Annotated in this window: 16 protein-coding genes and 1 pseudogene; 3 read left to right on the plus strand and 14 right to left on the minus strand. The window is 69.4% G+C overall.

Annotation, left to right across the window (positions count from 1 at the left end; all coding sequences use genetic code 11):
- Positions 1 to 104 precede the first annotated feature (104 nt).
- The 14 genes from ACFVAV_RS12785 to ACFVAV_RS12850 all read right to left on the minus strand — a co-directional run bounded on the left by ACFVAV_RS12785 (position 105) and on the right by ACFVAV_RS12850 (position 14,555).
- Positions 105 to 1,280, minus strand: a complete 1,176-nt coding sequence (locus tag ACFVAV_RS12785) for an acyl-CoA dehydrogenase family protein (RefSeq protein ID WP_379034246.1) — start codon at positions 1,278 to 1,280, stop codon at positions 105 to 107.
- Positions 1,264 to 2,262 carry an acyl-CoA dehydrogenase family protein gene (locus ACFVAV_RS12790; RefSeq protein ID WP_379034248.1) on the minus strand — a complete coding sequence of 333 codons (999 nt, stop codon included), beginning with the start codon at positions 2,260 to 2,262 and terminating at the stop codon, positions 1,264 to 1,266. The genes ACFVAV_RS12785 and ACFVAV_RS12790 overlap by 17 nt, the downstream gene beginning before the upstream one ends.
- Before the next feature lie 13 nt (positions 2,263 to 2,275).
- Positions 2,276 to 3,109: a mycofactocin-coupled SDR family oxidoreductase gene (locus tag ACFVAV_RS12795; RefSeq protein ID WP_379034250.1), complete on the minus strand. Its 834-nt coding sequence runs from the start codon at positions 3,107 to 3,109 to the stop codon at positions 2,276 to 2,278.
- Between the two features lie 43 nt (positions 3,110 to 3,152).
- Entirely contained in the window at positions 3,153 to 4,430 is a 1,278-nt protein-coding gene (locus ACFVAV_RS12800; protein ID WP_379034252.1) for a cytochrome P450, read from the minus strand.
- Positions 4,431 to 4,487: 57 nt separating this feature from the next.
- Positions 4,488 to 5,129, minus strand: coding sequence for a hypothetical protein (locus tag ACFVAV_RS12805; RefSeq protein ID WP_379034254.1), 642 nt, complete (start codon positions 5,127 to 5,129; stop codon positions 4,488 to 4,490).
- Between the two features lie 50 nt (positions 5,130 to 5,179).
- Entirely contained in the window at positions 5,180 to 6,460 is a 1,281-nt protein-coding gene (locus ACFVAV_RS12810) for an MlaD family protein (protein ID WP_379034256.1), read from the minus strand.
- Complete coding sequence (locus tag ACFVAV_RS12815; protein WP_379034258.1) at positions 6,457 to 7,560, minus strand: MlaD family protein; 1,104 nt, start codon at positions 7,558 to 7,560, stop codon at positions 6,457 to 6,459. The genes ACFVAV_RS12810 and ACFVAV_RS12815 overlap by 4 nt, the downstream gene beginning before the upstream one ends.
- Positions 7,557 to 8,660, minus strand: coding sequence for an MCE family protein (locus tag ACFVAV_RS12820; protein ID WP_379034260.1), 1,104 nt, complete (start codon positions 8,658 to 8,660; stop codon positions 7,557 to 7,559). The genes ACFVAV_RS12815 and ACFVAV_RS12820 overlap by 4 nt, the downstream gene beginning before the upstream one ends.
- Positions 8,657 to 9,706 (minus strand): MCE family protein, encoded by a 1,050-nt coding sequence (locus ACFVAV_RS12825; RefSeq protein WP_379034262.1) that lies wholly within the window; start codon positions 9,704 to 9,706, stop codon positions 8,657 to 8,659. Before ACFVAV_RS12825 ends, ACFVAV_RS12820 begins: the two co-directional genes overlap by 4 nt.
- Positions 9,707 to 9,713: 7 nt before the next feature.
- Complete coding sequence (locus ACFVAV_RS12830; RefSeq protein ID WP_379034264.1) at positions 9,714 to 10,751, minus strand: MlaD family protein; 1,038 nt, start codon at positions 10,749 to 10,751, stop codon at positions 9,714 to 9,716.
- Positions 10,748 to 12,025 carry an MlaD family protein gene (locus tag ACFVAV_RS12835; protein ID WP_379034266.1) on the minus strand — a complete coding sequence of 426 codons (1,278 nt, stop codon included), beginning with the start codon at positions 12,023 to 12,025 and terminating at the stop codon, positions 10,748 to 10,750. The genes ACFVAV_RS12830 and ACFVAV_RS12835 overlap by 4 nt, the downstream gene beginning before the upstream one ends.
- A gap of 4 nt (positions 12,026 to 12,029) precedes the next feature.
- Complete coding sequence (locus tag ACFVAV_RS12840; protein WP_379034268.1) at positions 12,030 to 12,884, minus strand: ABC transporter permease; 855 nt, start codon at positions 12,882 to 12,884, stop codon at positions 12,030 to 12,032.
- Entirely contained in the window at positions 12,884 to 13,777 is an 894-nt protein-coding gene (locus tag ACFVAV_RS12845) for an MlaE family ABC transporter permease (protein WP_379034270.1), read from the minus strand. Before ACFVAV_RS12845 ends, ACFVAV_RS12840 begins: the two co-directional genes overlap by 1 nt.
- Before the next feature lie 199 nt (positions 13,778 to 13,976).
- Positions 13,977 to 14,555 (minus strand): hypothetical protein, encoded by a 579-nt coding sequence (locus ACFVAV_RS12850; protein WP_379034272.1) that lies wholly within the window; start codon positions 14,553 to 14,555, stop codon positions 13,977 to 13,979.
- Positions 14,556 to 14,889: 334 nt separating this feature from the next.
- Between ACFVAV_RS12850 and ACFVAV_RS12855 the strand changes: the two genes are divergently transcribed.
- The 3 genes and pseudogenes from ACFVAV_RS12855 to ACFVAV_RS12865 form a co-directional block, all read left to right on the plus strand.
- Positions 14,890 to 16,446 (plus strand): AMP-binding protein, encoded by a 1,557-nt coding sequence (locus ACFVAV_RS12855; RefSeq protein WP_379034274.1) that lies wholly within the window; start codon positions 14,890 to 14,892, stop codon positions 16,444 to 16,446.
- A gap of 39 nt (positions 16,447 to 16,485) precedes the next feature.
- Positions 16,486 to 17,682, plus strand: a complete 1,197-nt coding sequence (locus ACFVAV_RS12860; protein ID WP_379034276.1) for an amidohydrolase family protein — start codon at positions 16,486 to 16,488, stop codon at positions 17,680 to 17,682.
- Positions 17,679 to 17,874: pseudogene (locus ACFVAV_RS12865) on the plus strand (hypothetical protein); the annotation flags it as partial. The gene ACFVAV_RS12860 and the pseudogene ACFVAV_RS12865, both read left to right, overlap by 4 nt.

Genomic DNA, 17,874 nt, shown 5'->3' on the forward strand with positions numbered 1-17,874 from the left:
TTTATCACGTTCTTGTCTGTCTCTGTCGGCGTCGACGGGGCCGGCGGGGAGGTGTTCGCCGCCCCGCGGCCCCCCCCCGCGGCGCGCCCGCACCCCTGTCCCGGTCAGGCCCGGGGCAGACCGAGTATCCGCTGGGCGATGATGTTGCGCTGGATCTCGGAGGTGCCACCGGCGATGGTCCCGGAGAAACTGCGCAGGTAGCGCTCGAACCAGCCACCGGAGAAGTTCTCCAGATTCAGCGGATTCGGCGGCGAGGTCACCGCCGGGTGCGCCAGCCCGTCCGCGCCGACGGCGTCGAGTGCCCGCTCGGCGGCCGACTGCACCGCCTCGGAGCCGAGCACCTTCAGTACCGAGAGCGCGGGCACGTCCTGTTCACCCCGCGACTCCCGCGCCAGCGCGGCCGAGCCGAGCAGGCGCAGCGCGTAGCTGTCCATCACCAGGCGCGCGTAGGCGTCACGGTCGAGTTCGGTGCGCGGGCGGAAGTCGGCCAGGAGGTCTTCGAGCCGATCCGCGAATCCCAGCCACAGCAGGGTGCGTTCGTGCCCGAGCGACCCGTTGGCCACCGACCAGCCCTCGTTCTCGGGTCCGACCCGGTTGGCCACCGGCACCCGCACACCGTCGAAATAGACCTCGTTGAAGTCCAGGTCGTCGGGCGCGCAGGCCGACGGGAACGGCCGCCGCGTGACGCCAGGGGCATCGGTCGGGATCAGCAGCACGCTGATCCCCTTGTGCTTGGGGGCATCCGGGTCGGTGCGCACGAAGGTGAGCAACACATCGGCGTGGTGGGCGCCGGAGGTCCACACCTTCTGCCCGTCCACCACATAGTGGTCGCCGTCGCGGATCGCCCTGGTCCGCAATCCGGCCAGGTCCGACCCGGCGCCCGGCTCGCTCATGCCCAGTGCGGCGGTGATCTCGGCCCGCAGAATCGGGATCGCCCACTGCCGCTGCTGTTCGGCGGTGCCGAACGACAGCAGCGAGGCGGCGATGATGCCGACGCCCTGCGGATTGAAACTGTGATAGATCCGCCGCTTGGACAGCTCCTCGTGAAAGACGTACTGCTGCAGCACCGAGGCGTCGCGGCCGCCGAATTCCGGGGCGTTGCCGGGCAGCAGCCACCCGTTGTCGAAGAGCAGCCGCTGCCAGCGCCGAGCCCAGTCCGGTACGTGCGCACTGGATTCCGAACGCTGCGCCGCCTCGTCCTCGCCGGGCAGGTGCTCGGCGAGGAAGGCGACGAACTCCGCGCGGAACGACTCGACGTCGTGATCAAAGCTGAGTTGCACGGTATTCCTCCGTCACGAGTGCTCGGTGCTCGGCGGCGCCGCCGAGCAGCAGCTCCCCCGCCTTCGCGCGTTTGAGCGCGAACTGCAGGTCGTTCTCCCAGGTGAAGCCCATGGCGCCGAAGAGCTGGACGCCGTGCCGGAACACCAGCGACTGGCACTCGCCCGCCGCGGCTTTGGCCATCGAGGCCGCCAGCCGCCGCCGTGGATCGTCGGCGGCCAGACACAGCGCGGCGAAGAATCCCAGTGCCCGCGCCCGTTCGATCACCACGTGCATATCGGCCGACTTGTGCTGCACCGCTTGGAACGACCCGATCGGCACCCCGAACTGGGTGCGGCCCCGCACATGGTCGAGTGCCATGTCCAGAATCCGGCGGCAGGCACCGACCGTGGTCAGCGCCAGTCCGGTGAGCGCGACCTGACGGGCGCGCGCCACCTCGACCTCGACCCGGTCGGCCCGGCTCACCGCGACCCCGTCGAAGGTGACCTCGGCCAGATGCAGCACCGGATCGAAAACCGGTGTGCGGCGGGTGATCACCGCCTCGGCGCCGACCACGAACACCCCGGCGTCGGTGACCACCGCGAGCTGTTCGGCCCGGTCGCCGTCGAGTACCTGCCCGGCGGTGCCGGACAGCCGCCAGCCCGCGCCGTCGCGGGCGGCGGTGACCCCGCCGTACACCGCCGCACCCGGCCGGTCGAGGCGTCCCACGCCCGGCACCAGCGGCGCGAACTGGGTCATCGTCGCGAGGAACGGCGTCGGGTCGGTGGCCCGGCCCAGTTCCTCGCAGACGATGCCCAGCTCGACCGCGGCACCGGGCTCGGTGAGTTCGGTCCAGCCGAGACCGACGTAGGTCTGCCACAGGGCGGCGGGGTCGGCGCCCTTGTCCGCGATGTCCCGGATCAGGGACGGCGGGCACTCCTTGGCCGCGACCTCACGCACGATCTCGCGCAACAGCCGCTGCTCGGAGTCGAACTCGAACAGCATCGCTTCGGCTCCGCTACTTCAGCATGCTGCCGGCGTCGACCGGCAGCGAGACGCCGGTGATGAACCGGGCCTCGTCGGAGACCAGGTAGAGCACCGCGTTGCTGACGTCCACCGGATCCACCCACGGCGTGGGCAGGGTGTGGAACATCCGGCAGATCGGCTCGAGGTCGACCGGGCCCGGGTTCTCCAGGTCGGGCCGGAACAGCTTGTAGGTGCCCTCGTTGAGCAGCATGGAGGTGCTGACGTGGGTGGGGTGCACCGAGTTGACGCGGATGGACTGGTGCCCGTGCTCCACGGCGAAGGTGCGCATGAGCCCGACCACGCCGTGCTTGGCCGCCACATAGTGGCCGACGTTCGGGTAGGCCTTGAGGCCACCCACCGAGCCGGTCAGCACGACCGCGCCGCCACCGGCCGCGACGAGGTGCCCGACACCGGCTTTCACGGTCTTCCAGACGCCGCCGAGGTTGACGGCGATCATGTCGTCCCACAGCGTCTCGTCGAGGTCGGCCAGTGCGCCGCCCTCGTTGCCGATGCCGGCGTTGGCGACGATGATGTCGAGCTTGCCCAGCTGCTCGACGCCGCTGTCCACCGCGGCTTTGAGCGCGTCGTAGTCACGCACGTCCACCTCGGCGGTCACCACGCGCCTGCCTTCGGCCTTCACCAGTTCCGCGGTCTCGGCCAGGTCCTCGGGCGTGGACATGGGGAAGGGCACGTTGTCGAGCTGCTTGCAGACATCGATGGCGATGATGTCGGCACCCTCCTGTGCCAGCCGTACCGCGTGGCTGCGGCCCTGGCCGCGTGCCGCGCCGGTGATGAAGGCGACTTTGCCGTCGACTCGTCCGGTCATCGTGAACCTCTTTCTTCTGGGAAACCCAGCGTCCGTGGGTGATTCAGGGATTGGGGGTGAAGGTGATGTGCAGGTCGGACAGGCCGCGCAGGATGAAGGTCGGCTCGTAGCGGTAGGTCCGGTCACCGGCGGGGCCGTGCTGTTCGGAGTCGATGCGGATGTCGAGCATCCGGTCCAGAATCCGCTCGATCGACACCCGCCCCTCGACGCGCGCCAGCGGGGCGCCGGGGCACGAGTGCACACCGCGCCCGAAGGCCATGTGCTCGCGGAAATTGCTGCGGCCCAGCTGGAATTCGTGGGGATTGTCGAAGCGGCGCGGATCGCGGTTGGCCGCACCGGGGCAGACCATCACCGTCGAGCCGACCGGGATGTCCACGTCACCGACGGTGGTGGCGCGCTTGGCGAGCCGGAACCCGGACTTCACCGGCGCGTCCAGCCGCAGGGTCTCCTCGATGAAGGCGGGAATCAGGCTGCGGTCCGCGCGCAGCGCCTGCTGGACGTCGGGATGATCGCCGAGGATCCGCAGGGCGGCGCTGAGCAGTTTGGCGGTCGTCTCCTGACCGGCACCGAAGAGGAAGGTGGCCGAGCGGACCACGTCGATCACCTCGGGGGTGGAGCCGTCCGGGTACTTCGCGAGCGCGAGCGAGGTCAGCACGTCGTCGCGCGGGTTGTCGCGGCGCTCGGAGATGTAGCCGACGAACTTCTCGTCGAGCCATTCCAGCGGATTGGACGCGACGATCTCGTTGTCGAGCGCCCCGACCCTGGCCCCGGGCCGCTCGGCGCCGAGCACGATCCGGAACTGCTCGTGATCCTCCTCGGGCACCCCGAGCATGTCGGCGACCACCAGCAACGAGAACGGCTTGGCGTAGTCGACGAGGAACTCCGACTTTCCCGCGGACAGGAACTCGTCGAGCTGGCGGTCGGCCAGCCGCCACATGAACTCCTCGTTCTCCTTCAGCCGGGCGGGGGTGAGCAGCCGGTTCAGCAGCGACCGCGCGTAGGTGTGCTGGGGCGGGTCCATCGTGACCATGTGCTCGTACATCGGCAGTTTCGAGCGGTGCTGCTCGAGCAGTTCGGTGATGTCGTCGCCCTCGATGGCGAAGGGCAGCGGCGGGAACGGGCCGCCGACCGAGATGGCCGAGGAGAACAGGTTCGCGTCGCGCAGCACCTCCATCGACTCGGCGTAGCCGGTCACCGCGTACACCCCGTACTGCGATTCCTGCGTGACCGGGCACTTCGCGCGCAAGTGGTCGAAATACGGGTGGGGATCGGGCACCAGGGCCGGATCGGTGAAGTAGTCGACGGTGTCGAAATCAGTCATTCGGATACTCCTCGCAAACAACAGTGGGAATGGGCACGGGCCGGTTGCCCGCCGAGATCAGGGCAGCGAGACCCGACTCGCGAGCCAGCGGCCGTCGACGAGCTGCATGGTCATCAGGACCCGGCTGCGATCGACCCGGGGGTCGGTGGCGGCGGCATTGGTGACGGTCTGGTCGATGAAGAGCAGCACCTCGACCTCGGTCTCGGTCGCCGACTTCACGGCCGCCTCCAGCACCGCGCCCTTCCCGGTCGCCTTGTTCTCCTGCAGCAGTGCGCGCAGCTGACCGCTGGAGCGGGTGTACATGTCGCGGAATTCGCCGGTCGATCCGTCGAGCACGGCGGCGAAATCACTGTCGAGGCGGCCGGAGTCGACGCTGGTCAGCGTCACCGCGTAGGCGCGGGCGGCCTGCAGTGCCGCGGCGGCGGCGTCGTCCACCGCCCGCTCCTGGCGCAGCTGCCAGCCCAGGACGGCGGCGGCGGCGACGGCGGCGACCGCGACCAGCCCGAGCGCGGGCACCAGCGCGCGGCGTGCGGAACCCAGCCGGCGCACGGCACCCGCCAGGCGCGCGGGCCGGTCGGCAGAGCGGGCTTCACCGGACGTCGTGGAGGACGAATCCGTCTTGGCGACAGACGCTTTCGGCTCGTCGTCGATGATCTCTGCGGTCTTCCGGTCGACTACTACAGTGTCGGTGTCACTCATCGTGTCGTTCCTCGCGGTAGGGATCGGGCTGGGGAGGTGGGCTGGTCCGGTCATCGCGGCGGCGCCGGAGGTGGGTCCGGTAACGGCGGGCCTGCGAAGGTGAGCGGCAGCGACAGCGCTCCGATCGGCGTCGACACCGTCTGCTGGGTGGGGCTCTCGCCGGCCGGCGGGATACCCGGTATCGCGGTGCCGGGTGGGCGGGGCGCGTTGGCGGCGCCGCGGATCAGCACCGAGGGGTCGGTATTCGGGCAGTACGTGTACACGTACGGCTCGGGGAAATCGGGCAGCGACGGCGCTCGGCGGGGCAGGTCGTAGTCACAGGAGTAGCGGGGGTACAGGTTCACCAGGCCCCAGACACCGCCGTCGTGGAAGGCGACCGCGATCGCGTCCAGGGTGGAACCGCTGCGCTCGGTCGGGAAGAAGAACTCCTGGAACGCGGGCACCCGGGCGCCGGTGATATCGGCGACCACACCGAGGTTGTCGAGGAGATTCGCGCCGGTGCCTGCGTTCTGCGCGATCACCGCGTCCAGCGCGCGCAGCGTTCCCGGCGCCGCGTCCAGCAGTGCCACGTAGCCACCGGATTTCGCGCTCGCCCCGGTCAGCACCTGGTTCAGGTCGGTGGCGAACTCGCCGAGTCCCGGGGTGAGATCACGCACGGTCCCGAGAACCTGCCTGCTGTCGCGGATCAGGCCGACGGTCTGCGGCAGCACCGCGTCCAGGGTGGAGATCAGGAAGATGCCCCCGTCGATGAGGTCGGACAGCTTTTCCGCGCCCTGCGGCCCGACCCCGAACTCGTCGACGATCGCCGCCAGCTGAGCCGGATCCACTTGGGCGAGGGTGGAATCCAGCTGTCCGAGGGTCTGCCACAGCGGGGTCGGCGTGCTGGTCCGCTCGACCGCCACCTCCGACCCGTCGGCCAGGTAGGGACCGTCGTCACGGGTGGGCCGGAAGTCCAGGTACTGCTCCCCCGCCAGCGACAGGCTCGCCACCCGGACCTCGCCGTCGGCGGGGACCGCGGTGCCCGCGTCGATCACCGCGACCGCGACGAGCCCACGCTCGGTGAGCGAGACCGACTCCACGGTGCCGATCGGCACCCCGCGCAGCGCCACGGTGCGACCGGCCAGCAGTCCCCCGGAATCGGCGAGATGGACCCGGACGCGGTAAGTCGCGGCCGCGGGGTTCACGCCCAGCGCGCCGAAGGCCAGGTAGCCGATGCCGATCACCAGCGTCACCACCAGCGACAGGGCCGAGACCGCCGCCCGCCGTGCCCGGACGGCCCGCACCACGGCGACGACGATGCGGGCCACCGGCTCCCCCGCGCCGCCGCTCATCGCCCGGCTCCGGTGATCCGGCCCTGCAGGCGGAGCAGGGTATAGGTGAGGGTGCCGACGAAGTTCGCCCAGTCCCGTGTGTCGGGCAGCCTGCTCGCCGGATCACCCGGATGGTTGACATCGGGCAGCACACCGAGGGCCAGGTCCTGGAAGTCGGCGTCGGTACTGGCCGCGGTGCTGGTGGTGACCGCGATCACCGGGCCGAGCATCGAGTTCATCGCCGCCACACTGGCATTCGGGTCCGTCGCCGCGGCGTTGAGCTGTTCGGCGATCCGGTTGATGTCGGCGATCATGCCGGTGGTCTCGGTGCCGTCGAGGCCGGGGAACCGGGCGAGCTGCCGGGAGAGCCGATCGACTTCGCCGACCAGCGACAGCGCTTGCGCGGAATTGGCGCGCAGGGTGGTCAGCGCGGGCCCGGCGGCGGTGAGGACGTCATCGATGGTGCCGGTCTGCTCGTTCAGCGTGCGCGCGAGCTGGTCGACTTCCGACAGGGTGGCGCGGATGTCGTCGGAGCGGGCCGCGAGCGACTGGACCACCCGGGTCGACTGCGCGATCAGCTCCGCCATCCGGTCGCCCCGGTCGCCGACCGCGCGCCCGAGCCCGTTGACGATGGTCGTGAGATTGCGGATCGCGCCGCCGTTCACCAGCAGCGAGGCGGTGGTGAGCAGTTCCTCGACGGTGGCCGCGGCGGAGGTGTGCTCGCGGGCGATGCGGTCGCCGTCGGCGAGCACCGGGGTGGCCGCCGTGACGTCGGCGGGCGCTGTCAGCGAGACGAACACATCGCCCAGGGGCGTGGCGGTGCGCAGTTCGGCGGTGGTCCCCAGCGGCAGCCGGACGTCGGGCCGGATGCTCAGGGTGACCACGGCGGTGTAGTCGCGCACCGCCATCTCGGTCACCTCGCCGACCTCGGCGCCGGACAGCCGGACCTTCGCCTTCGCGGGCAGGTTCAGCGCGTTCGCGAAATCGGCTCGGACGGTGTAGTTCTCGCTGCCGCTGCCGGGTGCGGGCAGTGGCAGGTCGCCGAGCCCGACGGCACAGCCACCCGAACACAGGGCCGCGAGCGCGAGCGCCACGATGCGGGAGCCCCGCGCCGGCCTCATCGGGGCATCCTCGACATCGCCTCGAGCATGTCGGTGATCCCGAAGTCGGGACCGAAGTCCTGCAGTGTCCCGGTCGCGCAGCCCAATTGGCGCAGTCCGAGGATATTGCAGACCTCCTTGACCAGCTGGCCGTCGAAGAAGACCTTGTCCAGCAGCGCGTGCACGCGCACCCCGCGGTACTCGAAATCGACGGCGCGGTAGGCGTTGTCGAGCAGCAGTGGCGTCACGTCGATGAACTCGGCGAGCTGACCGCGGTAGTCGGCCAGCGCCTTGGTCACCGTGGCGGTGTTGGCCACGGTCGTCTGCAGCACACCGGCGTTCTCGGCGAGCAGGGTGTCGGTCCGGCGCAGGATCTCGACGATCTGGGCGCCCGTGCCCCCGGTGCCGATGCCGAGATCGGCGACCACGTCGCCGAGTTGACCTGTCGCGGTACCGAATTCGCTGATGGTCTGCTCGTTGGCCGCGGCGGCGCGCACCAGCACGGCGAGCTGGTCCACCAGTTGGGTGAGCGTCTCCCGGGTGGCATCGCCGCCGTCCTCGCCGAGTCTCACCGCGACCGCGAGCTGGTCGAGAGTGTCGCGCAGTTGGGCGCCGCTGCCGGTGGCGATCGCCGAGGACGCGGTGAGCAACCGCGCGACCGGTCCGTCGCCCGGCTGTTCGCCCTCGAGCTCACCGGCCATTCGGTCGGCGGCGCCGAGCAGCCGGTCGAATTCCACCGGGGTACGGGTGCGATCCAGGCCGAGGCGCGCGCCGTCGGCCAGGGTGGCCCCACCGAGATAGACCGGGGTCAGTTCGACGTGCCGGTCGGTGAGCACCGACGTCGACAGTGTCACGGCCCGGACGTCCGCGGGGATCTCGACATCGCGGTCGACGGCCAGGGTGACCTCCACGTGCGAGCCGCGTGGCTGCACCGCGGTGACCTCACCCACCGGCATCCCGAGCACCGCCACCGCGTTGCCCACGTAGAGACCGGCGGCGTTGTCGAACAGCGCGGTCACGGTGGCCCGGCGCTCGCCCTGGATCGGGCTGTCGGCGAATCCGGCCGCCGCGCCGACCAGCAGCACGACAGCGGCGCTCAGCAGTGCACGTCCGGCTCTCATCGACAGTCCTCGAAGTAGGGGGGCAGGTTCGCCATCTGCGCGCGTCCACCCAGCGCGCACATCCACGAATCGATGAGCGGTCCGGCCGGCGCGGTGAAGTCGACCTCGTTGCCGGTGCCGGAGGCATTGGCGAAGTTGCGCACCGGGATCGGCAGGATCTCGAGGGTGTTGCGCAGCAGCGCGTCGTTGCGGGCGAGGCTGCCGAGCAGACCGTCGAGACCGGCCAGCAGGCTGTCCACGGCGGGGCGGTCCTCGACCACCAGCGCACGCACCTGATCGGCGAGATCGCGGGTGGCGTTCATCAAGCCGACCACGGCGTCGCGGCGGGCCACGATCTCGGTGAGCAGGTCACGGCCCTGAGTCATCACGGCAGCCAGATCGGCCTGCTGGCTGGTGAGCACCGTGGTGAGTTGCGCGGTGCTCGTCAGCAGTGCGCTCATCTCCCCGCGCCGCTCACCGACGATGGCGGCCAGCGCGCGCAGGTTCGTCAGCATGGCGGGCAGCACCGTCGGCACCCCGTCCAGCTGCGCGGCCAGCGCGGTCAGCGAGTCACCGATCCGGGCGGCATCGATCCGGTCGAAGGTGACCGTGGCGTTGTCCAGCGCGGTCTGCAGATCGTAGGGAACCTCGGTGTGTTCCAGGGTGATCCGCCGATCCGGCAGCGCACCCTCGCCGGCCGGGCGCAGTTCCACATAGCGGGCACCGAGCAGCGTGGTGAGTTTGATGGCCGCCCCGGTTCCGGCACCCAGCGGCACCGAGGAATCGATGTTCAGCGCGACCACGACCCGGTCACCGGCCAGCCGGGTGCCGCCGACGGTGCCGACCGCGACCCCCGCGACGGTCACCGAGTCCCCGCTGCTGATCCCCGCGGCCTGGGCGAACTCCGCCTCGTACCGTGTCGTGCCGACGCCGAGCGCGTGCACACCGACCGCACCGGCGGTCGCCGCCACCAGGACCGCGACCGCGCACAGCCCGAGCACGACCTTGCGATGCTCCTCGATCGGCCGTCCCGCCAGCCGGATCCACTGTCGGACAGTTTCTTTCATGGTCGCCTCACCTGCAGATCGGTGAATACTGGGGCTGCCCACCCGGCGTGGCGAGACCGACCACCGTCGGTACCAGCGCCACGAGCGAGGGCAACAGGGTGATGTTGAAGTTGCACAGGTAGGTGCTCAGATACGAGCCCTCCTGACTGACCCGGGCCAGGCCCTTCATCAGCGCGGGCAGATTGAAGCCGAGGTAGGCGAAGTTCTCCTTGTTCTCCGCGAAGTGCCGGGTGAAGCCGGGTTCGCGGTAGAGCATGGCGTTCAGATCCGGTTCCATGTCATCGAGCAATCCGGCCATCCGGCCGGTGACCACCGCCGCCGAGTCCAGCGTTCCCAGCAGTTGGTCCCGGTGTGCGGCCAGGCCGCCGATGATGGCTCGCGACTGGCCGATCAGGCCGCTCACCTCGCCGCTGCGGTGTGCCAGGTCGCCGACCACCGTGCTCAAGTTGGCGATCACCGCGCCGAGCACCTGGTCGGGTCCGGCCAGGGACTGCGCCAGCGACGACACCTGTTCGATCAGCAGCACCATCGAGGTCTGATCACCCTGCAGGGCTTTGATCAACGCCCCGGTGACGTTGTCCACCTGCGCGGGATCGAGTCCGCCGAACAGCGGCTCGAAACCGTTGAGCAGACCCGAGATGTCGAAGGACGGCTCGGTGTGCGCCAACGGGATCTCCGCGTCCGGCGCCAGCGGCCGGGCGTCGCCGAACTCGGCGAGCGCGAGGCCGAGATAGCGCTGGCCGATGACGTTCTGGTAGGTGATCGAGGCCTTGGTGTTGCCGTAGAGCACCTGGTCGTCGGCCACCCGGAAGCGGACCCGGGCCTGCACACCCGCCAGTTCGATGGCGTCCACCCGGCCGACCCTGACCCCGGCCATCCGCACGTCGTCGCCGACCCGCAGGCCGCTGACGTCGCTGAAGACCGCGGAATACGGTGCGGTGTCGCCGTTGACGCCCCGGTCGAGGGTCACGTAGGTCACCCAGATCAGCGCCATCGCGACCGTGACGAACAGGCTCACCCCCAGCAGCGGCTTGCGGTAGCTCATCGTGGGACTCCCATCGGCAGCGGGCCGTCGGCCAGCAGCGGCGCCAGCAGCGCTTCGGCCCCGTTGTGGGTGCCGCCCAGTGCCTGCTCGATCAATGTCTTGATCTCGGCAGGGAGTTCGCCGGCGAGCTCGGGCGCGGTCGGCGAGGTTCTCGGGTCCATGACCGGGGGTAGCTCCTCGATCGGCACCGAGGTGGGCGCCGTCGCGCAACTCGGGCCTGCCAGTCCCCCGTAGCGCGGGCAGTCGGCCCGGGTGTAGGGGGTGTGCGGGGTCATGCGGAACTGGAATTTGCCACGGCCACGCGGGTTCTCGGCGTTCCAGAACTCCGCGTACCACAGGTCCGCGAGCTTGCGGATACTCACCACGATCTGGCTGAACGCCGGCGAGCCCGCCGCGAATACGTCCAGGACCGGGCCCATCTCGTCCACGATGCCGGTGATCTGGTCGGTGCGGCGATCCATCGTCGCGCCGACCGTGCCGAGCGTGGTCCCGCCCGCGGTGAGCAGTCCCGCCAGTTGATCGTGCTGTTCGGCGAACGTACGCAGCGGCAGCACAGCCTGGTGCAGCGCGTCGAGCAGGTCGGGCGCCGCGGCGGTCAGCCCGCGGACCGATTCGGCGAGCATGGTCAGGGTGGGTGGGCCGCCGTCGGGTGTGAGCAGCGCGTCGAATTCCTCGGTGATGCGGTCGAGCCGGGCGCCGGCACCGACCAGGTCGGCACCGCGCCGGTCGGTCGCCTCGGCCACGGCGGCCAGCACACCCACCGTGTCGGCGGTGCCGATGCGGGCGGTGGCGGCGATGATCTCGCGCAGTGTGGTCAGCGCGGTCTGCAGTTGCACGGTGGACAGGCTGGTGTCCTGGCGGATCTCGGTGTGTGCGGTGAGCGCGGGGCCGGGGCCGTTGTCGACCAGCTGGACCGAGGAGACGGCGAAGACGTTGCTGGGGACGACCCGTGCCGTCACGGTACGCGGAACACTTTGGGCGGCAGCGGGATCCAGCAGCAGCCGCACCCGGTTGGCCGTGCCCTCGCTCGCCGGGGACACCCCGTCGACGATGCCGACCAGCATCCCGCGGAACTTCACGTCGGAGCGGTCGGGCAGGCCGTCGCCGAGTTGCTCCAGCACCGCGGTCACCTCGACCTTCTCGTCGAAGCGTCCGGTCGACTTCATCAGCAGCACCGTGACCGCCAGCGTGACCGCGACGAGCACCACCACCCCGCGCAGCAGCAGCATCCAGCCCGCCGGGCCGCGTCCGTCCTTCTCGAAGAGCACCGACACGGGCTCACCCACCCAGCCGTGCGCTGGCGCCGATGCCCCAGATCGCCACCGTGAGAAGCAGATTGACGATGATCATCAACGAGATGGCCGCCCGCATCGCGCGTCCGGCGGCGATGCCGACCCCCTGCGGTCCGCCCGCGGCGTAGTAGCCGTAGTAGCACTGCATGGTCGAGGTGATGATCACGAAGACGACAGCCTTTCCGAGGGAGTACGCGATGTCGGGACCGTTGAGCACCAGCTGGAAGTAGTGCTCGTAGGTGCCGGCGGAGAGCCCGCCGGACAACCCGACGACCACCTGCACGGCCAGGTAGTTGGCGGCCAGGCAGACCAGATACAGCGGCACGATCGCCACCATCGATGCGAGCAGCCGGGTGCTCACCAGATAGGGCACCGAACGAATGCCCATCGACTCCATCGCGTCGATCTCCTCGGCGATGCCCATCGCGCCGAGCTGGGCGGTGAACCGGCAGCCCGCCTGGGCAGCGAACGCCAGCGACGCCATGATCGGCGCGAGTTCCCTGGTCGAGGCCGTGGCGGCGATCAGACCGATGGTCGGCTCCATCCCGAGCAGGTGCAGAGCGTTGTAGCCCTCCAGCCCGACGATGGCCCCGCCTGCCGCGCCTAGCACGATGATCACCCCGGCGGTTCCGCCACCCACCACGATCGAGCCGTTGCCCCAGGTGATGTCGGACAGGATGCGCAGGAACTCGGTCCGGTAGTGCCGCAGCATCACCGGGATGGAGAACAGCGCGCGCAGCAGGAAGGTGACCATGTGCCCGAGGCGCATGACCGAGATGCCCATGCGCCGCGACACGCGCAGGACCGTGCGGGTGCCCAGCGGGCGATACGGCGTCGCCATCACAGGCCCTGCCGCGGGAACAGGATCATGAACAGCTGGGTGAATACGACATTCACCAGCATCAGCAGCAGGATCGAGGAGACCACCGTCGAGTTGACGGAGTTGGCGACACCGGCCGGACCGCCTTCGGTGTGCAGGCCCTTCTCACAGGCCACCACCGCGACGATCATCCCGTAGACCACCGCCTTGACCAGCGTCAGCCACAGGTCGCCGACGGTGGCGAACGAGGCGAAGGTGGCGACGAAGCTGCCCGGCGCGCCGTTCTGGGCGAAGACGTTGAACAGGTAGCCGGCCAGGAAGCCGACGAAGCACACCACGCCGGTGAGCGAGACGCCGACCAGCACCGCCGCCGCGACCCGGGGCACCACCAGGCGCCGCACGACCGAGACGCCCATGACCTCCATCGCGTCGAGCTCGTCGCGGATCTTGCGGGAGCCGAGGTCGGCGCAGATCGCCGACCCCACCGCCGAGGCCATCAGCAGCGCGGCCACCATCGGCGCGCCCTGGCGGATCACCGCGAGCCCGCTGGCCGCACCGGCCAGCGAGGTCGCGCCGACCTGGCCGGCGAGCAGACCGAACTGGATGGACAGGGTCACCCCGATCGGGAGCGAGACGAAGATGGTCGGCAGCACCGCCGCCGAGGACATGAACGCCGACTGCCGGATGAACTCGCCGAAAGCGAAACGCCCGGTGGCGATGTCGGCGACGAGGTATTGCACGGCACGCACACCGAGCACGAACTGCCCGCCGACGGTCTCCAGCGCGGCCACCGGGTGCCGCCGCAGATAGCCACGCCACCAGGCGGAGATCTCCCGGGTCGCCGGCTTCGTCTGCGAGAGACGGGCCTCGCCCTGCGGGCTGTCCCGGACCGCAGCTTCGCGGGGGATCGTCATAGGTGATCTTTCGGGTTGCTCCCGGAAATGAACTTCTCCATAGTGAGCCAGGTCTCGCGTTCACGTCAAGAGTCAAGCAGTCCATTTGAGAGAATTACATTCTCCTAAGAGGACATCGAAACACGCCGTCGCACAACAGACATGGCGACGGACGAAGACATGACGGTGCGACGCCATCGAAGCGGCGTCGGCGAACGGGCTACCTCAGGGGAACGAGGTCGCGCATCTCGCCACGAAACGAGGGCGGCAGCAGGGTCCCGGACCGGAAGGATTCCACCGGCGGCACAGCCGCACCGGGCAATCCGGCCGCGGTCAGGGCACAGGATTTGAAGGCCCGGGCGGCGACGCTCACCCGATGACACGACGCGCCGACCCGCTCTTCCAGTTCATCGGGCAGATCGTCACCCCAGACGGCGACCTCCGTCAGACCTCGGTCCAGACAGTCGAGCACGCCTTCGCGCACCTGCGGTTCGGCGAGATAACTGCGGACCGAGACAGCGACCGCGGTCGGCCAGAGATCGTGCCGCGACACCGCCAGCGACTGGCGCAGATCCAGCACGGTGGCACCGAGAATCTGGAGCGGACCGACGTTCTCGGAGTCGGCGACCAGCGCCGTCACCTCCCACCCCGCGGCGGCCCGGTCGAACAGCCAGCCACCCGCATGCCGGACGATATCGGCGGCATCCGGGCCCACCACGGCGAGCCGGTGCCGTAGCGGGTGCCGGTGCGCGTGTGCGCGCCACCGAATGACCGAATGAACACCCTGACCAGTAGCCATATCTTCATCCCCGTTTTCGCACGCGAGCAGCCGAAACGGTCCGTTGCGAGTCCCCGGCGGGCGCCCGAGCCGGGCAACGCGGTGTCACCGAACCCGCGGAACGCAACTGCCGACCACACCGTAATTTGATTCTCACCAGCGCGAGGAAGGTTCTCGGAGAACGCGAAGGTGTGATCTACCTCTCATTGACGAAAGGGCTGCCGAAGCAGCGGGCGGTGCCGTGGATCCGATCCGCACCCTTGAACACACTCCTGCAAATATGATTCTCTCTCATCGAGAATCATATGCTCGCGGTGCGAGGCCCTGCTCGGCCCGCCGACGAAGGAGTCCGCCGATGCGCACGATCCCGCCCGACTTGGCCCGCCGCTACCGCGAGAACGGCTGGTGGACCTCCGAGACCCTCGGCGACCTACTGACCGAAGGGCTGCGCGCCGCGCCCGACACGACCTTCCGGGTCCATTCCGCCACCCGGCCGTGGTCGGGCACCGTCGCCGAGGTCGAGCACCTCGCCCGCCGGCTCGCGGCAGGTCTGCACCGCCGTGGGGTCGGCCCGGGCGGTGTCGTCGCCTTCCAGCTGCCGAACTGGATGGAAGCCGCGGCCGTCTTCTGGGCCTCGGCGTTCCTCGGCGCGACTGTCGTCCCGGTGGTGCACTTCTACGGCCGCCGGGAATTGACCCACATCCTCGAGTCGGTCCGGCCGGACGTCTTCGTGACCGCCAACCGGTTCGGCAGCCTGGAATTCGCGACCGAGGTCTACCGCGCGGTGCCGGTCACCGGCGTCGTCGGCCGCGACTTCGAGGAGCTGCTCGACGACGAGCCACTGCCGGGCGTGCTGCCGGTGGCCCCCGAGAGCCCCGCACTGATCGCGTTCACGTCCGGCACCACCCGGGCCCCCAAAGGCGTTGTCCACAGCCATCACACGCTCGGACACGAAACACGCCAGCTGGCCGGGATTTATCCCGCCGATCGCGGTGACCAGATCACCGCGGCGCCGGTCGGCCATTTCATCGGCATGGTCAACGCCTTCCTCATCCCGGTCCTGGACCGGGCGCCGATCAACCTGGTCGACGTGTGGGATCCGGCGCGGATTCTCGCGCTCATGACCGACGAGCAGCTCTCCGTGGGCGGCGGCGTGCCGTATTACGTCACCAGCCTGCTCGATCATCCGGATTGGACCGACGCGCACCTGCCGTACCTGCGCTATGCCGGACTCGGTGGCGCCGCCGTGCCCGCCGCGCTCACCCGACGCCTGGACGACACGGGGATCACCGTCTACCGCTCCTACGGCAGCACCGAGCACCCGTCGATTACCGGGTCGCGCCCTACCGCGCCGATGGACAAGCGGCTCTTCACCGACGGCAACGCCCTACCCGGTGTGGAGGTCCGCCTGGCCGAGGACGGCGAAATCCTCAGCCGCGGACCGGATCTGTGCCTGGGCTACACCGAACCCGACCTCACCGCCGCCGCGTTCGACGCCGACGGCTGGTACCACACCGGCGACATCGGCGTGCTCGACGACGACGGCTATCTCACCATCACCGATCGCAAGTCGGACATGATCATCCGCGGCGGCGAGAACATCAGCGCGCTCGAGGTCGAAGAGGTCCTGCTCGCGCTGCCCGGCGTCGCCGAGGCCGTCGCCGTCGCGGTGGCCGATCCCCGGCTCGGCGAGCGGACCGCCGCGGTCCTGCGACTGCTGCCCGGGCAGGCCGGCCCCACCCTCGATCAGCTTCGCGCGCACTTCGCCGCGGCCGGGATGGCCAAGCAGAAGTGGCCGGAAGAGGTGCACGTCGTCGCCGATTTCCCGCGTACCGCCAGCGGCAAGGTGCAGAAGTTCGTGGTGCGCCGGGACCTGGCCGCCCGCCACGAGGACATTGCCGTTCAATCTTGAAGAGAATATGATTCTCGCAAATCGGTAAGGAGGATCCACATGACGAAGATCGAGCTGCCCTATCAGCTCTTCGACGCGGACAACCATCTCTACGAGACCAAGGAAGCGCTCACCCGGCACCTGCCCAAGCAGTACGAGGGCGCCATCCAGTACATCGAGATCAACGGCCGCACCAAGATCGCGGTGCTCGGCCAGATCAGCGAGTACATCCCGAATCCGACCTTCGACGTGGTCGCTCGTCCGGGCGCGATGGAGGAGTACTTCAAGAACGGCAATCCCGAGGGCAAGAGCCGCCGCGAGATCTTCGGCAAGTCGATGAAGGCGATCGACGCCTTTCGCAATCCGGAGGCCCGCCTGCAGGTGATGGACGACCTGCAACTGCAACGCGCCCTGATGTTCCCGACACTGGCCAGCCTGGTCGAAGAGCGCATGCGCCACCATCCCGAACTGATCCACGCGGTCATCGAGTCGCTGAACCGGTGGATGCTCGAGGACTGGGGCCAGGACGGCAGTTTCGTCCATTCCGGCCGCATCTTCACCGTCCCGGTGATCACCCTGCCGATCGTCGAGCGGGCCATCGCCGAATTGAACTGGGCTGTCGTCGAACACGGCGCCAAGGCCATCCTGGTGCGCCCGGCTCCGGTGCCCGGTTTCAAGGGCATGCGTTCCTTCGCGATGCCGGAGTTCGATCCGTTCTGGAAGCGGGTCGTCGAACTCGACGTGCTCGTCACCATGCATTCCTCCGACAGCGGCTACTCCCGCTTCGACGCCGAGTGGGAGGGCAACAGCCTCGAGATGCTGCCGTTCCAGACCAACACCTTCGCCATGACCAATCAGTGGCGGCCGGTCACCGACGCGGTCGCGTCGTGGGTGTGTCACGGTGCGCTGAATCGGTTCCCCGACTTGAAGATCGCGGTCATCGAGAACGGTTCCGCCTGGCTCGAGCCGCTGCTGCAGCAGCTCTCCGATGTCTACAAGAAGGCGCCGGAAGGGTTCGGCTTCCGCGATCCGATCGAGGCCATCAAACAGAGCCTGTATGTCAGCCCGTTCTGGGAAGAGGACCTGCAGCGGCTCTCCGATGTCATGGGCGCCGATCACGTGCTGTTCGGATCGGACTGGCCGCATCCGGAGGGGCTGGCCGAACCGGCGCGCTACATCCACGAGATCAAGGACATGCCGATGGCGAACCAGGCCAAGATCATGGGCGGCAATCTCGCACGGCTGCTGAAGGTATGAGCTGGGAAACCCTCCCGCAGCTGGTGACGAGCGCGGCCGACCGCTTCGGGGACGCCGAAGCGGTCGTCGACGGCGCCCTGCGCCTGAGCTTCACCGAACTCGCGGCCCGGGTACGCCCGGCCGCGGGGGCGCACGCCGCAGCGGGCCACGACCAGGGCTGTCTCATATACACCTCTACCACCCCACGAAACT

This window comes from Nocardia sp. NPDC057663, from assembly GCF_042799895.1.
In the GTDB taxonomy this organism is placed as follows: Bacteria; Actinomycetota; Actinomycetes; order Mycobacteriales; family Mycobacteriaceae; genus Nocardia.